This window comes from Sphingomonas sp. (assembly GCF_041661825.1).
Taxonomy (GTDB): domain Bacteria; phylum Pseudomonadota; class Alphaproteobacteria; order Sphingomonadales; family Sphingomonadaceae; genus Sphingomonas.
Genome location: NZ_JBAZTU010000003.1, coordinates 722,217 through 739,614, shown reverse-complemented (window position 1 = coordinate 739,614; position 17,398 = coordinate 722,217). Strand labels below are relative to the sequence as shown.

The window sequence follows — 17,398 nt, the reverse complement described above, 5'->3', positions numbered from 1 at the left end:
GACGACTCAGAAATTGCTGTTGGGGGCTCGAAGAAGAGTCGTCAAAAAAATAGCGTAAACCGACTCTCACATTCCGTCGAATTCACACCCTTTTTCCGCAGCGCCGTGCCATCTCCAACACCTGTTCGACGCGCTTGTTTCCTCCCGTTCCTGTCGGCCGTGCTGGTTTCTTTCTGCCTGATTCAGCCTGTGCAGGCCGAGCCGGACCCTGTGCCGTCGAAACTCGCGGTCGAATATAGCGCCACGCCGCTCGGGCTCGACGAGCCGGCGCCCCGTCTCGCCTGGCGGTCGCCGGTGGGTAGGCAGACCGCCTATCGCATCCGCGTCGCCGCTTCTCCGCAGGCGTTGGAGAAGGACGATCTGGTCTGGGACAGCGGCAAGGTCACGTCCGATGCGAACGTGCAGATCGCCTATGCCGGCCAGCCGCTGAAGGCGCGCGGGCGTTACTCGTGGCAGGTACAGGTCTGGGATGATACAGGTCGCGCGAGCGGCTGGAGCACGCCCGGCTGGTGGGAGATGGGGCTGCTCGCGCCGGCGGACTGGCAGGCGAAATGGATTTCCGGCCCCGAGCGGCGCGATCACGACTGGAGCGACGTCACGCTCGATGTGGATCTGACGCTTACGGGTAACGCAGTCGACATCCTGTTTCGCGCGCTGCCGCACGGCAAGACCTATGGCGACGCCTATGTCTGGACGCTCAGCGAGGGCAAGGACGGCGCGGTCCTTGTCGAATCCGTGCGGACCTATCCGGGCGGCATCAGTTCAGCGGTCAAGACGGCGGTGCTCAAGCGGGTGCCCTTGTCGGTGCCGCTCAAGGGCCAACGGCATCGGCTGACGATTCGGGCAACCGGCGCGACGATCGTCACCAGCCTGGACGGCAAGCCAATCGACACGCTCGAGGACCGCACCCACGGCCACGGCACGATCGGCTTCAGCGGCAAGGAAGAGCGCGCGGCGGTGATCCATGCGGTCGCGGTTTCCGGCACCGGCAGCCCGGCGGCGCGAACCGATTTCGCGCGCAACGACAATCCCTTCACGGGCGGCAGCGTCTCGTCCGAAGGGCTGGTCGTCGCCAGCGGGGTGAAGAATGTCGACCTGGTCCTGCCGATCGAGGCGCCGGCGCCCCTCGTCCGGCGCGCTTTCCAGGTCGGCAGCAAGAAGGTCGCCCGCGCGCGGCTCTATGTCGCCGGCGCGGGCATGCCACGCACGGTGCTGAACGGAACCGCGGTCGGCTCGCCGCTGGGGGCCGGGTTCACTGCCTATGACAAGCGCGTACTGACCTACACCTATGACGTGACCGCGCTGCTGCGGCTCGGGCAGAATGTGCTTGGCGCCGAACTTGGCCGGGGCTGGTACGGCCTGACCGATCCCAATGAATGGTATTTCCACGTCGCGCCCTGGCACGCCGAGCCGGCCCTGAAGGCGCAACTCGAGATCGACTATGCTGACGGCACGACCCAGAAGGTCGCGACCGGGGCCGACTGGCAGACAGTGTCCGGCCCGACGATCGGCGACTCCGTCCATCGCGGCGAGGGTTACGACGCGCGTCTGTTCCCCGCGGGCTGGGACAAGCCGGGCTTTCGGCCGATCCGCTGGAACGCGGCCCGTGTCGTCACAGGTCCGACCGGTGCTCTGGTCGCTGCCAATTCCGAGTTGATCACTCCGGTCGAGGCGATTGCGCCGGTCTCGGTCAAACAGGCCGCGCCTGGCATCTGGGTCTATGATTTCGGCCGCATCGTCGCGGGCTGGACCGCGCTGGACGTACAAGGACCGCGCGGCGCCACCGTCTCGATGGTCGCAGGCGAGCAGCTCGATGCGGCGGGCCGGGTCATTCCGGCATCCGGCTTGATCGACGCGCAACTCCAGACCGATCGCTACACGCTGGCCGGCAAGGGCCGCGAGCATTGGGAGCCGAGCTTCGGCTATCGCGGCTTCCGTTATGTCCAACTCGAGGGCGTTCCCGGTACGCCGGACACGACGACCCTGACGGCACGCGTGGCGCACTCCGCCGTCGCGAAGACCGGGAGCTTCGCCAGCGCCGATCCGCTGCTCGGGAAGATCGATGCGGCCGGCACCGCGACGATCCTCAACAACATGCACGGCTTCCAGACCGACACGCCGACCTATGAGAAGAATGGCTGGACTGGCGACGCCCAGGCCTCGGCGGGCGCGGCGGCACGCAGCCTGGATGTGGCGCGGGTCTGGACCAAATGGCTCGGCGATTTCCGCGATGCGCAATCGGCCAAGGGCGAGATTCCCGAGATCGTGCCCGCGACGCCCTATTACGGCTATGAGGATACGCCGGGCTGGGGCCTGATCTCAGGGCCGACCACGCCGTGGGACGTGGCAGCGCTGATCCTGCCATGGGAACTCTACACCAGCTATGGCGACACGCGCATCCTCGCGCGCAATCACGACATGCAGCGGCGGCTGGTCGATTACACCGCGACCGTCATCACGGCCCCCGATTATTACCGCGCCAAGGGCCTGAGCGAATGGTCGCCGCCGGGAAGCCTGGACTTCTTCAACGCCCGCGGCGGCGGCGTCGATGCGGTGACCACAGCCTATTTCTTCCATGAAGCGGATCTGCTCGCGACATCGTCCGGCATCATCGGCGAGACGCAGGATGCGGCGCGCTACCAGGCGCTCGCCGAGGCGATCCGCGCGGCGTATAATGCGCGCTACTGGGACGACAAGAACGGCTGGTACCGGACGATCGACGCCAAAAGCGTGGCGGGGCCACCGCTCCAGATCCAGAATGTCCTGGCGCTCGCCTTCGGCATGGCGCCCAAGGGCCGCGAGCAAAGCGTCGCCGATGCGATCGCCCGCGACGTGGAGAAACAAGGCCTGCGCACCGGCGTGTTCGGCACGCGCTATGTGCTTGAGATGCTCAGCGACCATGGCCATGCCGACCTGGCTTATCGCGCAGCGACCCGCACTGACGAACCGAGCTGGGGCTGGTGGATCGCGAACGGCCATTCGACGATGTTCGAGAGCTGGAGCCTCGGTAGCCGCTCCCGCGATCATCATTATTTCGCGTCGATCGGCGACTGGATGCGCCAGCGGCTCGCCGGGCTGAGGCCGGGGGCGCCGGGCTACAAGACCGTGCTGGTCAAGCCGGCGATCCCGACCGGGCTCGCCAGCGCGGAAGCGACGATGGAGACAGTGCTTGGCCATGCCGCGTCGCGCTGGCGGGTCGAGCAGGGCAGGCTGACCCTGCAGGCCGAGGTGCCGCCGAACGCCAGCGGCGAAATCTGGGTGCCGACGCGCTTCGGCACCGTCACCGCCCCGGCCGGCGCGACGTTGGTCCGCAGCGAAGCGGGCTATGCGATCTACCGCACTGGCCCGGGCATGTATGACTTCAAAGGCGGAGAGACGCGATGATCCGGATATTGATCGGGTTGACTCTGTTGGTCGCCACACCGGCGGTTGCGCAGGACGTGCGCACCGAGTCCGGGCCGGTGCACGGCGCTGCGGCTGACGGCGTGGTCGCCTTCAAGGGCATTCCCTACGCCGCCGCTCCTATCGGTGACCTGCGCTGGCGCGCACCAGCCGCGCCTGCTGCCTGGAGCGCGGTTCGCGACGGATCGAAATTCGGGGCGGATTGTCCGCAGAACGCCTTTCCCGGCGCAACCGGCAGCGGCCAGCCGACCAGCGAGGATTGCCTGTTTCTCAACGTCTGGACGCCCAAACCCGTCGCGGGCGCGAAGCTTCCGGTGATGCTGTGGATCCATGGCGGCGGCTTCGTCAGCGGATCGAGCGCGCTTGCCGAGACTGACGGTGCCCGGCTCGCAAGCCGTGGAGTGGTGCTGGTGAGCTTCAACTACCGCCTCGGGCGGCTGGGCTTCTTCGCGCATCCGGCGCTCGCCGCCGAAGGCGCGGGCAAGCCCGCCGGCAATTGGGGCCTGATGGACCAGATCGCGGCGCTGACATGGGTGCGCAGGAACATCGCCGCCTTCGGTGGCGATCCGACCAATGTGACGATCTTCGGCGAATCCGCGGGCGGTGAATCGGTCGCGCGGCTGATGACCTCGCCCGCCGCGAAAGGCCTGTTCGCCAAGGCGATCGCCTCGTCAGGCGGCGGTCGCGACAAATGGCCGACGCTTGCCGCGGCTGAAGCCAAGGGGAAGGTCTTCGCATCAAACGCCGACGCCGCAACCCTGCGCGCGCTCCCGACCGCGACCGTGATCGGCGGCATCAACCTGTTGAGCAAGGAAGAGGATCGCTATTCGGGCCCGATCACCGATGGGGCGATCATCCCCGGCGACGCGGACCGCCTGTTCGCCGAGGGCAAGCAGGCGCACATCCCGTATATCGTCGGCAACAATGACGATGAGCTCGGCTTCGTGCCGGCGCCGTTCCTGCCGATGGTCAACACGCCGGCACTGGCGGGGCTGGGGGCAGGGGCCAAAGCGGTGACCGCTGCCTATGGCTCCCCCGAAAAGGCCGAACGCCATGTCGCCGCAGATATCATGTTCACCGAACCGGCATTGGCGCTCGCCCTTCGCCACGCCCGAGCGGGGGCGCCGACCTGGCTCTACCGCTTCGGTTATGTCGCGGAAGCCAAGCGCAAGGATGGCATCGGCGCCGGTCATGCGACTGACGTGATCTTCCAGTTCGACGATTTGGTGAAAGGCGATGTCGCGCCGACCGCCACCGACCAGGCCGCAGCCAATCTGCTGGCGACAGCCTGGACCAATTTCGCAAAGACCGGTGATCCGAACGGGAAGGGCATCCCCGCCTGGCGTCGGGTCGATCCCAAGGCGCCAGCGATGCTCGAGATCGGCATCACGGGCACAAGCATGGCGCCTGCCTCGAGCCCTGCGCTCGATGCCATCGCCGCCGCCCGCGATACAGTCCAATGAAGGTATTCCAGATGCGCAGCCTGCTTGTCGTGCTCGCCCTGCTTGCGGTGACGGCCTCGGGCGATGCCCAGGAGGTGATCCGCCTCCGCTCCGGCGCGCCCGCAACGCCCCAGCCCGAAGTGACAGAGACTCGCTTCCCCTTCGGCAAGATCGTGCGCAACGTCTCCGACGCGTCGCTCACTGCCTATCTGCCCGATCCGAAGATCGCGACCGGCACTGCGGTGATCGTCGCGCCCGGCGGTGGCTTCCACATGCTGTCGATCGAGAATGAGGGCGTCGCGACGGCGCGCTGGCTGAACGGCATGGGTATCACGGCGTTCGTGCTGAAATACCGGCTTGTGCAGACCGATGACGGCTTCGTGCCGCACTTCTTCCGGCTGCTGACTCACCTCCCCGAGCTGGCCACTGCCGTCGAGCCGCTGCGCCCGGCCGCTACCGCTGATGGCGAGGACGCGGTCCGCTATGTTCGCAAGAACGCCAGACGTTTCGGCGTGAAGCCCAACCGCATCGGCATGATGGGTTTCTCGGCGGGCGGTGCCGTCACGGTCTGGACGATGCTCGCCAACCACCCCGACAGCCGCCCGGATTTCGCCGCGACCATCTATCCGGGCCTGCTGCCCGACCCGATCGTCGCGCCGAAAAAGGCGCCACCCCTGTTCGTGCTGGTGGCCGACGACGACACGATCGCGCGAGGCGACAGCGGCCGGCTCGAAGCCGCGTGGCGGGCAAGCGGGGCCAGCACCGAGTTCGTGACCTATCCCAAGGGCGGTCATGGCTTCGGCATGGAGCTCAAGGGCAAGCCCACCGACGAATGGACCGCACGCATGCGGACCTGGCTGCAGTCTCAGGGAGCATTGACCAAATGAGCGATCTTATCCGGTTCGGCTCACTTGGGGCCGTCGCCATGCTGGCGGGCTGCTCGGCTAGCGATATTGCGCCGCCAGCGGTCGCCGTGCAGAAAATCGCGACCTGCGAGGCGCTGGTCGGCCTGCCGCTCGGCAATGGGCGGATCGAGGCCGCGGTGCCCATTGCCAAGGGTGCAGGGGTCTCCACCGAGGCCGGCAAACCGGGGCTGCCCTCGGCGGGCGCCTTTTGCCGGGTCCAGGCGGTGCTGACCCCGGTGCCGGGATCGTCGATCAAGGTCGAGGTCTGGCTGCCCGAGCGCGCGGCGTGGAATGGCAAGCTGCTCGGCGCGGGCAATGGCGGGTTCGGGAGCAACCTGACCGTGCCCTCGCTGCTGATGCGCGGCGGAGTCGAGAAAGGCTATGCGTCGGTCGGCACTGATATGGGCCATTTCGGCGAAAGCGATGTCGACGCGAAATGGGCGTTGAACGCGCCCGAGAAGATCAAGGATTTCGGCTGGCGCGCCAACCATCTCGCGGCTGAGACCGCGAAGAAGGTGGTCGCGGCCTATTATGCAACGCCGCTTGCCGCGAGCTATTTCCATGGCTGTTCGGACGGCGGCCGCGAGGCGTTGACCGAGGCACAGCGCTATCCCGAGGACTACGACGCGATCATCGCCGGTGCGCCCGCCATTCCCTGGACGCGGATGACCAGCGCCTTTGCGATGAATCACTTGGCGGTATTCGCCCGCCCGGAATCCAGCATTCCCAACCCGAAGCTCAAGCTGTTGCAGACCGCCTCGCTGGCGAAGTGCGACAAGCTCGATGGCGTGGCCGACGGTGTGATCGAGGATCCGCGCCAGTGCCGCTTCGATCCGGCCGAGCTTCAGTGCAAGGCGAGTGACGGCCCGGATTGCATGACCGCGCCGCAGGTCGAGGCGGCTCGCTCCCTGTATCGCGGCCCGGTCGGCCTCGACGGCAAGCCCTTCTATTTCGGCTTCCAGCCCGGTGCCGAAGCCGTGGCCGGCACCTGGGACCTTTGGCTGACCGGTCCCAAGGCGCAGCACGGCCGCTTCGCGACCGAGTTCATGCGTTACATGATCCATTCGAATCCGGAATGGCAGATATCGAGCTTCGATCTGGCACGCGACTATCCGCTGGCGAAGCGGCTCCAGGGCGCCAATCTCGATGCCGACAACCCCGACCTGAGAGGTTTCTTCCGCCACGGCGGCAAGCTGATCCTCTATCATGGCTGGCAGGATGCAGCGATCCCACCCGAGAACACGATCGACTATTATCAACGGGTGGAGCGCGCGAACCCCAAGGGCGCGGCCAGTTCCGTGCGGCTGTTCATGGTGCCGGGCATGTCGCATTGCCTGATGGGCCCGGGTCCGAATGTGTTCGACGCGCTCGGTACGCTCGATGCCTGGCGGCAGGGCGGGGCGGCACCCGAGCGGATGACCGCTACCAAGTTCGACAGCGATCTGTTCGGCTATCTCGGCTTTCCGTCGAAGCCGATCCGCACCCGGCCGCTCTGCGCCTATCCGAAGGTCGCACGGTGGAACGGCACTGGCTCGACTGACGATGCGGCGAGCTTTGTCTGCTCGGCGCCGAACAGCTGATCATGGCGCCGCTCTCCCTCAGTCACGTCCAGGGGCCCACAGAGCCGCCGCTGCTTGACCTGACGATCGGCGCAGCGCTGGTTCGCGCGGCCGATCGTTGGGGCGAGCGCGATGCGTTGGTCTCGGTGGCACAGGGCGTGCGTTGGAGCTTCGCCGAACTGCTGGCGCGCGCTGACGCGCTGGCGGCCGGCCTGCTCTCGCTGGGGCTCGAGCCGGGCGACCGGATCGGGATCTGGTCGCCCAATTGCGCCGAATGGACCCTGACCCAGTTCGCCGCTGCGCGCGCCGGACTGATCCTCGTCACGATCAACCCGGCCTACCGTCTGTCCGAGGTCGAGTTCACGATCAACCATGTCGGGTTGAGCGCGCTGGTCACCGCCGAGACGTTCAAGACCAGCAACTATGTCGAGATGATCGAGGCGCTCGCGCCCGAGCTGAGCCGCAGCAGGCCGGGCCGGTTGAACGCCGAACGGCTGCCGTCGCTGCGCTGCGCGATCCAGATCGACGGCGCGCCGCGGCTCGGCTGGGTGCAGTTCACCGACATCACCGCGCCGCGCTCGGATGCGCGCGCACAAATGGACCGGATCGAGATCGGCCTCAGCCCCGACGACGCGATCAACATCCAGTTCACAAGCGGTACCACTGGCTTGCCCAAGGGCGCCACACTGTCCCACCGCAATATCCTCAACAATGGCTATTTTGTCGGGCGCGGCATGGCGCTGAGGCCGGACGACCGCATCTGCATCCCGGTGCCGCTCTATCATTGCTTCGGCATGGTGCTCGGCAATCTTGCCAGCCTCACGCACGGCGCGGCGATGGTCTATCCGTCCCCGGGGTTCGATGCCGGTGCCGTGCTGAATGCCGTGGCGGCAGAGCGCTGCACCGCGCTCTACGGCGTGCCGACGATGCTGATCGCCGTCCTCGCGCATCCCGACTTCGACAGCGTCGATCTGTCTTCGCTCCGCACCGGCTGCATGGCCGGCGCGATCTGCCCCGAACCGCTGATGCGTGAGGTGATCGGTCGGCTCAACATGCGCGACGTGACCATCGCGTACGGCATGACCGAGACCAGCCCGGTCAGTTTCCAGACCGGGCTCGACGATCCGCTCGAGCAACGCGTCGGGTCGATCGGGCGGGTCCTGCCGCATCTCGAATGCAAGGTGGTCGATGTCGATGGGGAGGTGGTGCCCGTCGGCCAGCCGGGCGAGCTGTGCACGCGCGGCTATTCGGTGATGCTCGGCTATTGGAACGACCCCGAACGGACCGCCGAGGCGATCGACAGCGACGGCTGGATGCACAGCGGCGATCTCGCGACGGTCGACGCGCAGGGCTATGGCAATATCGTCGGCCGGCTGAAGGACATGGTGATCCGCGGCGGCGAGAACATCTATCCGCGCGAGATCGAGGGTTTCCTCTACCGCCATCCGGGGATCGAGGACGTCGCGGTCGTGGGCCTGCCTGACCAGCGCATGGGCGAGGAACTCTGCGCCTGGGTGCGGCTGCGGCCGGGCGCCGATGCCGATCCGGAAGCGCTGCGGGAATTCTGCCGCGGTCAGATCGCGCACTACAAGGTCCCGCGCTACATCCGGGTGGTTGATGCCTTTCCGACCACGGTGACCGGCAAGATCCAGAAATATCTGATCCGCGAGACGATGATCGCGGAACTCGGGCTCGGCGAAACCGCCGGCGCCCCATCGCCAACCAATCCCAAGCAAGAGGTGAAATGATGAAGCTGTACCTGATCGGCGCTGCCCTGACGATTTTTGCCACCGTTTCGCCGGCCGGCGCACAGACGACGCCCCCAGCGGCGGCTGCCCCTACCGCCGCACCCGCGCCGGTGCCGGCCACCGGTGCGAAGTTCACCCTCGACACGCCGATCCAGGAAATCGTGGCGGACGAGCACGGCAAGGTGGTGATGGACAAGAATTTCCCGGGCATGACCGCCCTGCCGGAATATGAGATGTTCAAGGCGCTGAGCCTGCATCAGGTCCAGCCCTATTCGAACGGCAAGCTCACCGACGAAATCCTCGCCAAGGCCGAAGCCGATCTGGCGGCGATCAAATGAAGAAAGGCGGCCGGTATCTTGGCAGCATTGCGGTTCTCGCGCTGATGGGTGGCGTCGTGCCGACCGGGCCGGGCATGGCGGCACCGCCGCAGGAAGCACCGGCCTACAAGGACCGCGCCGCGCCGATCGAGACGCGCGTCGCGGACCTGATGGGCCGGCTGACGCTCGACGAGAAGATCCTCCTCCTGGCGGGGGAGACGTCGATGACGCTCAACGCGATTCCGCGCCTCGGCATTCCTTCGATCCGGATGACCGATGGCCCGACCGGGGTCCGGTCGCCAGAAGGGAAGCCGGCCACCGTCTTCCCCGTCGGCGTTGCGCTGGCGGCCACCTGGAATCCCGATCTCGCGCGCGACGTGGGCACCGCCATCGGCCTGGAGACGCGGGCGCACGGCGCCGATGTCCTGCTGGCACCGACGGTCAACATCGTGCGGACGCCCCGCTGGGGGCGCAATTTCGAAACTTATTCCGAAGATCCCTGGCTCACCGGCCAGATCGCACTCGGCTATGTCCGCGGCGCTCAGGGCACCGGGATCGGCGTGTCGATCAAGCATTTCGCGGCGAACAACCAGGAGACCAACCGCTTCGTCGTCAACTCGATCGTCGATGAGCGGACGCTGCGCGAAATCTACCTGCCGGCGTTCGAAACCGTGGTGAAGCAGGCCGATCCCTGGTCGGTCATGGCATCCTACAACCGGCTCAACGGCACCTATGCCACCGACAATCGCTGGCTGTTGACGGACGTGCTCAAGAAGGAATGGGGCTTCAAGGGCTTCGTCGTGTCCGACTGGGGCGCGACGCACTCGACGGCGGCGGCGGCCAATGCGGGCATGGACCTGGAGATGCCGGGCCCGCCGTCCAATTTCGGTGCCAAGCTGAAGGCAGCGCTTGATGCCGGCAAGGTCAGCGTTGCGCAGATCGACGACAATGCCAGCCGCATGGTCCGCCTGATCGTGCGCAGCGGTGCGCTGGATCGTATGGCTCTGCCTGAGGCAAAGCCGGGCGCGCAGCATCATGCTGCCGTCGCGCGAAAGGCGGCGGAGGAAGCGATCGTTCTCCTGAAGAATGCCGGCGTACTGCCGCTCGATCCTTCGATCCGCTCGCTCGCCGTGATCGGCCCCAATGCCGATGTCTCCCGCATCCAGGGGGGTGGCAGTTCGGCCGTCGAGCCGTTCGATGCGCTGACCACGCCGCTCCAGGCGCTCAGGGCGCTGCTGCCCGGCGTCGAGGTGACCTATGCCAAGGGCGTCGACAATGAGGAGACGCCGCCCGCTGCCTTGCCTACCATGTTCAGCCCGGGATCGGACCGCGCCGAAACCGGCATGGCCGCGACCTATTATGCCACCGCCGACGCCTCCGGAACGCCGGTGCGCAGCGAGCGGGCCACCAGCTTCCTGAAACGGATCAGTGGCAATGTCGCGGGTCCACAGGTCACCGGCTACAGCGCGCTACGGTGGGAGGGGTTCTTCTGGCCCAAGACCTCTGGGCCGCATGAATTCAGCGTGCGCGGGACAGGGAATGCGACGATCACGCTCGACGGCAAGATTCTTCTCGACAAAAGCACTGCATCAACGCCGGATATTCGCGACGTGCTGGGCTTTCCCATCCCCCGGCGGACCGTCACCGTGGATCTGGTTGCGGGGCACAGCTATCCGATCCGCCTCGATTACAAAACCGGACAGACGCCGTACGAATATCTGAGCTTCGGTATCCGCGAACCGCGCCCCTCGATCGATGCCGCCGTCGCCGCGGCGCGGGCGGCCGATGCCGCGATCGTGCTGGTCGGTTCTTCCTCGACCACCGAAGGCGAAGGCTATGACCGCACGTCGCTCGATCTGCCTGGCGAGCAGAACCGGCTGGTCGAGGCGATAGCCGCGGCCAATCCGCGCACCGTCGTGGTCGTGAATGCTGGCGCGGCGATGACGATGCCCTGGCACGACAAGGCGCCGGCGATCCTCGACATGTGGTTGCCCGGCGAAGGCGGTTCGGCCGCGCTGGCGGATGTGCTGTTCGGGCGGACGAATCCGTCGGGCAAGCTGCCCGTCTCGTTTCCCGCCCGGACGGAGGACGATGCGGTGGATCTCAGGAATCCGAAGAGCGCCTATTCGGAAGGGCTGCTGGTCGGGTACCGGGGCTATGAGGCGCGGGGGGTGAAGTCTCTGTTCGCCTTCGGTCACGGCCTTTCGTACACGCGCTTCGCCTATTCCGGGCTGGAGGCTCCCGCGACGACGCGGGGCGGCACACCAGTGAAGGTGCGCTTGACGGTGCGGAACAGCGGCCGCCGCTCGGGCAAGGAAGTGGTCCAGCTCTATGTCGCGCCGGTGGTTCCGCTCGCGGGCGAGGCAGGGAAGCAACTCCGGTCCTTCGCCAAGGTCGATATACCGGCAGGCGACCGGCGCCGTGTGGAGCTCGTGCTCGATCCTCGCGCCTTCTCCTGTTACGACATCGCTGCCGGAGAGTGGCAGGTCAGGCCGGGTGCGTACAAGCTGATGGCGGGGTCGTCGTCGGACGATATCAGGCTGGTCCGCACTATCACTGTCTCCAAATGACGGCCGCCGGTGATCGGTCCCGTCGCACACGGGGCGAGCGGCCGAAAACGGCCGAGACGCATCCGGCGTCGAAGACCCTCCAGCGCGGCCTCGACCTGATCGAGGCAGTCGCGCGCGGGGACGCGCTGCCCGCCGAGTTGAGCGCGACGACCGGACTCACCTACAGCACGACGCACCGTCTTGCCGGAGTCCTGGTCGAGCGGGGCTATCTCGTCCCGATCCGGCGCGGCGGCTATCGCCTCGGCCCGGCCGCGGTGCAGATCGGGTTCGAGGCGCAACGTCAGCTCGATTTGATCCAGATCGCGCGGCCCCATCTCGAGGCCTTGGCCGCTTCGACGGGCGATACCGTCAGCCTCGTGGCACCGCGCGGGGACATCGCCCAGCATCTCGACGTCGTCCTCGGCAGGCGGCGCACCATCGTGGCGCGCCGCATCGGGGAGCGCCAGCCTTTCGAGTCGGCGATCGGACGGGCGCTTCTCGGCGCCGACATCGCCGCGGACTGCGAAGAGGGCGGACAGATTTATTGCGCCGCTGCATCGGTGCGCGGGGCCGGGCGCGAGATCGTGGCCGTGCTCGCGCTATCGAGCCCGGCCCGGGAAGCAGATGGAGGGCGCGGGGAAGCGCTTGAACGGGCGGTGCGGGACGCGGCCGACGCCCTCTCGCGCGATCTCGGCTCGACTGTCCGCGACGAGCGCCTGCAGGATCATCCGTTCCAGGAGTTGTAACCTTCTCGCGCCTGTCCCTTGCCATCTCGTCCCGTTCGACATCCTGGCCACGGCGTTCTCACACGCCGCGACCAAGGTGCCGCTCGTTGGATCATGCCCTCCGATCGCGGCGGGACGGCAGCTCAATATTCGAAGGTGACCGATGCCTTCACGGTACGGGGCGAGCCCTGCAGCAGATAGCCGCCAAAGGCCGAGTACCAGTAGCGCCGGTTGTCGATATTCTCCGCGCTGAGGCGGAAGGTGACGGGGTGATCGCCAAGCACCGCGACGTAACGCGCGCCGAGATCGAAGCGCGTCCAGTCCGGGAGTTCCTGCGCGGTCGCCGTCGAGGACGGGATGTTGATCATCTGCTTGCCGTTCAGGACGACGCGCGCGGTCAGCGTCATCTTGTCGAGGAACGGCGGTACGATCTCGGTGCCGAAATTGACCTGATAGTCCGGGACGCCGATCGCCTTCTTGCCATTGTTGGCGCCGTTCAGCGACTTGGTGATCTTGGCGTCGTTGATCGTGAGGCCGCCGATGAAGCGCAGCCAGTCGGTCGGCTCGCCGTTGAACGACAGTTCGATGCCCTTGTTGGTCTGCTCGCCGTCCAGCACGAACGTGGAGACGCCACCGACCGGCGGGGTCAGGTAGGTGCTGGGCTGTTTCGTCTGGTACAGGGCAAGCGTGCCGGTAAGCCCGTGAATGGCGAACTTGCCGCCGATCTCATACTGAGTCGATTTGAACGGAGCGAAGACCTCGCCCGGATTGGTCACGCCGGTCAGCGGTGCGACCGGGCCCTGCGAAAGGCCCTCGATGCGATTGGCATAGAAGGACAGGTTGCCGGTCGGCTTGACGATCACGCCGATCACCGGGGTCGTCGCGCTTTTGTTGTAGCGCGAGGTCCGGACCAGCGTGGTCCGGTTATACGCATCGACGATCATGTCCTGCTTGCGTGCGCCGACCGTCACCAGGATCCGGTCATCGACCAGCCCGATCGTGTCGGAGATGAACAGGCTCCTGAACTCGCTGGTCGAGACGTGCGGCAGGACCGAGAAGCTGCCGCTGACGAAGCCGGCTGTGGTGGAATTGGGCGGCCGGTCGACGATCGTCGCATTGTAGAGATTGGTGCAGAAGGAGGTGGCGCTGGCGCCGCAGGCGGCGCGCACGCTGGCGGGGAAGGCGCCGAACGCAAAGGAGTTGCGGTTGTCGGTATAGTTGACCGAGGCGCCCGCGTTGAACTCATTGGTGATGCCCGCGAAGTTGAGCTTGCCGCGGATGCCGGCCTGGGCGCTTTCGTTGTTGTCCTCGCGCGGCACATAGAGCCGCGAGGCGGTGGCCGCGCCCGTCGTCGCGTTGGTGATGGTCAGCGTCGAATAATCGCCGGCCTCGGCCCCGTCGCGGAAGCCTGCGGCGGCGTAGAGCATCCAGTCCTTGGCGATATCCAACTCGACCCGCGACAACGCGTAGATGTCCCGCAGCTTGGTGAAGGTCCAGGGCTGGCCGTAATTGTCGGTCGCCTTGGGCGCTCTCGGCACTGCGATGTTCGCGTTGAGCCGCACCGTCGGGCGACTCCAGCTCGCCTGCTGGTTCTCATAGCCGAAATCGAGGAAGAAGCGGCCGGGTCCCTTGCGGAAATCGAAGCTCGCACCGAGCACCTTGACGACGCGGTGCTCATTGTCGACCGCGGTGTCGCCCGAGCGATAGACCCCGTTCACCCGGATGCCGAACTCGTCCTCCGAACCGAAACGGGTACCGACATCGATATTGCCGCCGAAGATGCTGTCGGCGCTGTAGCTCGCGGTCCCGCGCAGTAGCGTCTTTTGCGCGCGCTTGGGTACCAGGTTGATCGCACCGCCGATGCCCGATCCTCCGGGCGCGGCACCGAACAGAAACGCGCTAGCGCCGTTCAGCACCTGCACGCTCTCATACAGCTCCGGCGAGACGAGCTGGCGCGGCGTGACGCCGTACAGGCCGTCGATCGACACGTCGTCCCCGTTCAGCGCGAAGCCGCGGATGACGAACAATTCTGACTGGTTGCCCGATCCATAAGTGGTGCGCACCGACGGGCTGTTCTCGAGCACGTCGCCGATCGTTTCCGATTGCTGGTCGAGCACCAGCTGCGCGGTGAAGGAGGTGAGGTTGAACGGCGTAGACAGCGCGTCCTTGTTGCCGAGCACGCCGAGGCTGCCGTCGCTGACCACCTGCTTCTGCGCCTGTTGCGCGGTGACGATGATGTCCGCGTCGGACGACGGCTCACTGTCCTGCGCGAAGGCAGGCGCGGCGATGAAGAGCATGGCCGCGAGCGCCGAGAGGCTGGCTCCCCTGGCAATGGCGATGGACTGAACCATGTGTTTTTCCCCGACTAGAACCGATGCGATCGGGCGGTGCGTCTTTGCGCGCGTGCCTGCCCCGTTCCATCCCTGCGATGCTGTCTCCAGCGATCGTGCCTATCGTCCGCTTCGGGGTAGGACCTGAAAACATCCAGTTTGGTTACAGTCCAGGGGACCAAGCTCCACCGTCAGCCGAAGCGCTGTTTTCCGCCGACCACGGTGCGCAGCACGCAGGCATCAGTGATGGTTTCCGGGTCGATCGCGAACAGATCCCGATCCAGCACCGCGAAATCCGCGAGGTGGCCGGGGACCAGTCGGCCGGTGCGATCCTCGGTGAAGCCGGCATAGGCTGCCTCGCGGGTATAGCCAGCCAGTGCCTGGACCAGCGACAGGCGCTGTTCGGGGTACCAGCCGCCGGGATTCTTCCCATCGGTCGTCTCGCGCAGCACCGCGGCTTTCAGTCCGGTCAACGGGTCCAATGGCGCCACGGGCCAATCCGAGCCCATGCAGACATGCGCGCCCGAAGCGACGAGCGAATGAAAGGCATAGGTGCGCGTCAGCCGCTCCGCGCCGATGCGCTTGATCGCCCATCGGCCGTCGTCGACCGCGTGGAAGGGCTGGACCGAGGCGATCACCTTTTGCCGCGCGAAGCGGGGGATGGCCTTTTTGCTCAGCGACTGGGCATGCTCGATCCGAAAGCGGCGATCGCGGACGCCATTGGCGGCGGCCACTTCCGCCATCACGTCGAGCACGTCGTCATTGGCTTCGTCGCCGATCGCATGAGCGGAAACCTGCAGCCCGGCCCGGTCGGCATGGCCCATCCAGTCGCGCAAATCCTCGCGCCTGGTGACGATGATGCCGCGGGTCGAGGGTTCGTCCTCATAAGGCTCGTAGAAGCGGGCAGTGCGCGATCCAAGCGAGCCGTCATAGACGACCTTGGACGCGCCCCAGCGCACCCAGTCGTCGCCGCGCCCCTCGGCCTTCACCAGCGCTGCCATCTTTTCCCAGTTCTTCAACGGGGTGAAGGAATAGAAGCGGAGATCGGTCTCGCCGCGCGCGCGCAGGCGGCGCAGCGCATCGTGCGTGACCTCATCGATGTCGGTATTGTGGATCTGGGTCACGCCCTTGCTGAGGCCGAGCGCGATACCGCGCCGGATCGCGGCCTCGATCTGCGCATCGGTCGGCGCCGGAATGGCGCGGGTGACGAGGTCGCGCGCCGCGTCCTTGATCAGGCCGGTGGGATCGCCCTGCGCGTCGCGGACGATGACGCCGCCGGGCACGTCCGGCGTATTGCGATCGATCCCCGCCAGCTTCAGCGCCAGCGAGTTGAGCAACAGCATGTGCAGATCGTAGCGGATCACCGCCACCGGCGTGTCCGGCGTGACGGCATCGATCCACTGGCGTGTCGGCATCTCGCCGCCCCAGCGATCGGCATCCCAATTGCCGCCCTCAAGCCATCGGCCGGCCGGCAGGGCCCTGGCCGCTGCCCCGATCCGCACGACAAACTCGGCGGGGCTGTTGGCGTCGCGGAGCGAGGCCTGGCCCAGCATCATCGACGCGCGCGTGAAATGCGTATGGCAGTCGGTCAGCCCCGGCAGCACGAACGCGCCGCCCAGATCGACGACGCGCGTGCTCTTGCCGATACGGGCGCGAACCGGGCCGTTGCCGATCGCGGCGATCCGCGACCCGATCGTGCCGATCGCGTCGCTACGGTCGGCCGCGCCGCGCCCGGTCCACAACGCCGCATTGATATAAGCGATATCGAGCGTCGACCGGGCGGCATGGCCCGGCGCGGCGAGCAGCGCGGCGGCACCGCCCAGGAACAGCCGGCGATCGATCATCTCGCGTCCCTTTCCGCTTATTTCTTCTCGCCTTCAGGGTTCTCGGCGCGCCACTTGTCCAGCTTGGCGAGCCATTGCGCCGCACTGAGCGGGCCATAGGCCTTGCTGTCGGTGTGCGCCGCGATGTTCTCACGGATACCGACGAAATAGGCCGGGCCGCTTTCCATGTGCAGTTCCTTGCGCTTCGCGTCCATCGCGGCCTGCTGTGCGGCGGTCGGTTTCACGTTGCGGACCGGCTTGAACAACAGCACGTCCCAGTCGGCACCGTCCTCATGCACGAAGATCTGGATCGGGGGCTGGCCGCCGGCGGCCGCAACTTCGTCAGCGCGCGCGATGCGACGGATAAAGGCTTCCTGCTTGCCTGGCGCCAGCTTGAAAATCTCGAACCAGGCCTCGGGCCAGGGCGCCTCGACGACGGGCGCGGCAGCCTGGACCGGCGCAGCCGCTGCGGCGGGTGCCGCCGTCTGGGCCAGTGCGGCGGAGGATGCCGTCAGGGTGAAGGCAGTCGCACCGGCAATGGCGAGGCGTTGGAAGAAGGCGGTCATATCGTGTCTCCCCGGAAACCGAGCCCGTGTGG

Annotated in this window: 11 protein-coding genes; 8 read left to right on the top strand and 3 right to left on the bottom strand. The window is 66.7% G+C overall.

Annotation, left to right across the window (positions count from 1 at the left end):
• Positions 1-159: 159 nt before the first annotated feature.
• Genes WC729_RS16330 through WC729_RS16295 form a run of 8 tightly spaced genes read left to right on the top strand, consistent with a single transcriptional unit; the run spans position 160 to position 12,668 of the window.
• Positions 160-3,384, top strand: coding sequence for a family 78 glycoside hydrolase catalytic domain (locus tag WC729_RS16330; protein ID WP_372854624.1), 3,225 nt, complete (start codon positions 160-162; stop codon positions 3,382-3,384).
• Positions 3,381-4,865 (top strand): carboxylesterase/lipase family protein, encoded by a 1,485-nt coding sequence (locus tag WC729_RS16325; protein ID WP_372854622.1) that lies wholly within the window; start codon positions 3,381-3,383, stop codon positions 4,863-4,865. Before WC729_RS16330 ends, WC729_RS16325 begins: the two co-directional genes overlap by 4 nt.
• Positions 4,862-5,731 (top strand): alpha/beta hydrolase, encoded by an 870-nt coding sequence (locus WC729_RS16320; RefSeq protein WP_372854620.1) that lies wholly within the window; start codon positions 4,862-4,864, stop codon positions 5,729-5,731. Before WC729_RS16325 ends, WC729_RS16320 begins: the two co-directional genes overlap by 4 nt.
• A complete protein-coding gene (locus WC729_RS16315; protein ID WP_372854618.1) occupies positions 5,728-7,329 on the top strand; it encodes a tannase/feruloyl esterase family alpha/beta hydrolase in 1,602 nt (533 codons plus the stop codon). The genes WC729_RS16320 and WC729_RS16315 overlap by 4 nt, the downstream gene beginning before the upstream one ends.
• A 2-nt stretch (positions 7,330-7,331) precedes the next feature.
• Positions 7,332-9,056: an AMP-binding protein gene (locus tag WC729_RS16310; RefSeq protein ID WP_372854616.1), complete on the top strand. Its 1,725-nt coding sequence runs from the start codon at positions 7,332-7,334 to the stop codon at positions 9,054-9,056.
• Entirely contained in the window at positions 9,056-9,394 is a 339-nt protein-coding gene (locus tag WC729_RS16305) for a hypothetical protein (RefSeq protein WP_372854614.1), read from the top strand. Before WC729_RS16310 ends, WC729_RS16305 begins: the two co-directional genes overlap by 1 nt.
• Entirely contained in the window at positions 9,391-11,943 is a 2,553-nt protein-coding gene (locus WC729_RS16300) for a glycoside hydrolase family 3 C-terminal domain-containing protein (protein WP_372854612.1), read from the top strand. Before WC729_RS16305 ends, WC729_RS16300 begins: the two co-directional genes overlap by 4 nt.
• Positions 11,940-12,668 (top strand): IclR family transcriptional regulator, encoded by a 729-nt coding sequence (locus tag WC729_RS16295; protein WP_372854610.1) that lies wholly within the window; start codon positions 11,940-11,942, stop codon positions 12,666-12,668. Before WC729_RS16300 ends, WC729_RS16295 begins: the two co-directional genes overlap by 4 nt.
• Before the next feature lie 122 nt (positions 12,669-12,790).
• On the opposite strand, the gene WC729_RS16290 is transcribed toward WC729_RS16295, so the two are convergent.
• From WC729_RS16290 to WC729_RS16280, 3 genes are all read right to left on the bottom strand, one after another.
• Positions 12,791-14,998 carry a TonB-dependent receptor gene (locus WC729_RS16290; protein WP_372854608.1) on the bottom strand — a complete coding sequence of 736 codons (2,208 nt, stop codon included), beginning with the start codon at positions 14,996-14,998 and terminating at the stop codon, positions 12,791-12,793.
• A gap of 170 nt (positions 14,999-15,168) precedes the next feature.
• Positions 15,169-16,821, bottom strand: coding sequence for an amidohydrolase (locus WC729_RS16285; RefSeq protein ID WP_372854606.1), 1,653 nt, complete (start codon positions 16,819-16,821; stop codon positions 15,169-15,171).
• Between the two features lie 17 nt (positions 16,822-16,838).
• Positions 16,839-17,366 (bottom strand): hypothetical protein, encoded by a 528-nt coding sequence (locus WC729_RS16280; protein WP_372854604.1) that lies wholly within the window; start codon positions 17,364-17,366, stop codon positions 16,839-16,841.
• Positions 17,367-17,398 lie beyond the last annotated feature (32 nt).

Bases quoted from the DNA above. Each gene is read 5' to 3' on its own strand.
- WC729_RS16325 (WP_372854622.1), top strand. From the start codon at position 3,381: ATGATCCGGATATTGATCGGGTTGACTCTGTTGGTCGCCACACCGGCG.
- WC729_RS16320 (WP_372854620.1), top strand. From the start codon at position 4,862: ATGAAGGTATTCCAGATGCGCAGCCTGCTTGTCGTGCTCGCCCTGCTT.
- WC729_RS16315 (WP_372854618.1), top strand. From the start codon at position 5,728: ATGAGCGATCTTATCCGGTTCGGCTCACTTGGGGCCGTCGCCATGCTG.
- WC729_RS16310 (WP_372854616.1), top strand. From the start codon at position 7,332: ATGGCGCCGCTCTCCCTCAGTCACGTCCAGGGGCCCACAGAGCCGCCG.
- WC729_RS16305 (WP_372854614.1), top strand. From the start codon at position 9,056: ATGAAGCTGTACCTGATCGGCGCTGCCCTGACGATTTTTGCCACCGTT.
- WC729_RS16300 (WP_372854612.1), top strand. From the start codon at position 9,391: ATGAAGAAAGGCGGCCGGTATCTTGGCAGCATTGCGGTTCTCGCGCTG.
- WC729_RS16295 (WP_372854610.1), top strand. From the start codon at position 11,940: ATGACGGCCGCCGGTGATCGGTCCCGTCGCACACGGGGCGAGCGGCCG.
- WC729_RS16290 (WP_372854608.1), bottom strand. From the start codon at position 14,998: ATGGTTCAGTCCATCGCCATTGCCAGGGGAGCCAGCCTCTCGGCGCTC.
- WC729_RS16285 (WP_372854606.1), bottom strand. From the start codon at position 16,821: ATGATCGATCGCCGGCTGTTCCTGGGCGGTGCCGCCGCGCTGCTCGCC.
- WC729_RS16280 (WP_372854604.1), bottom strand. From the start codon at position 17,366: ATGACCGCCTTCTTCCAACGCCTCGCCATTGCCGGTGCGACTGCCTTC.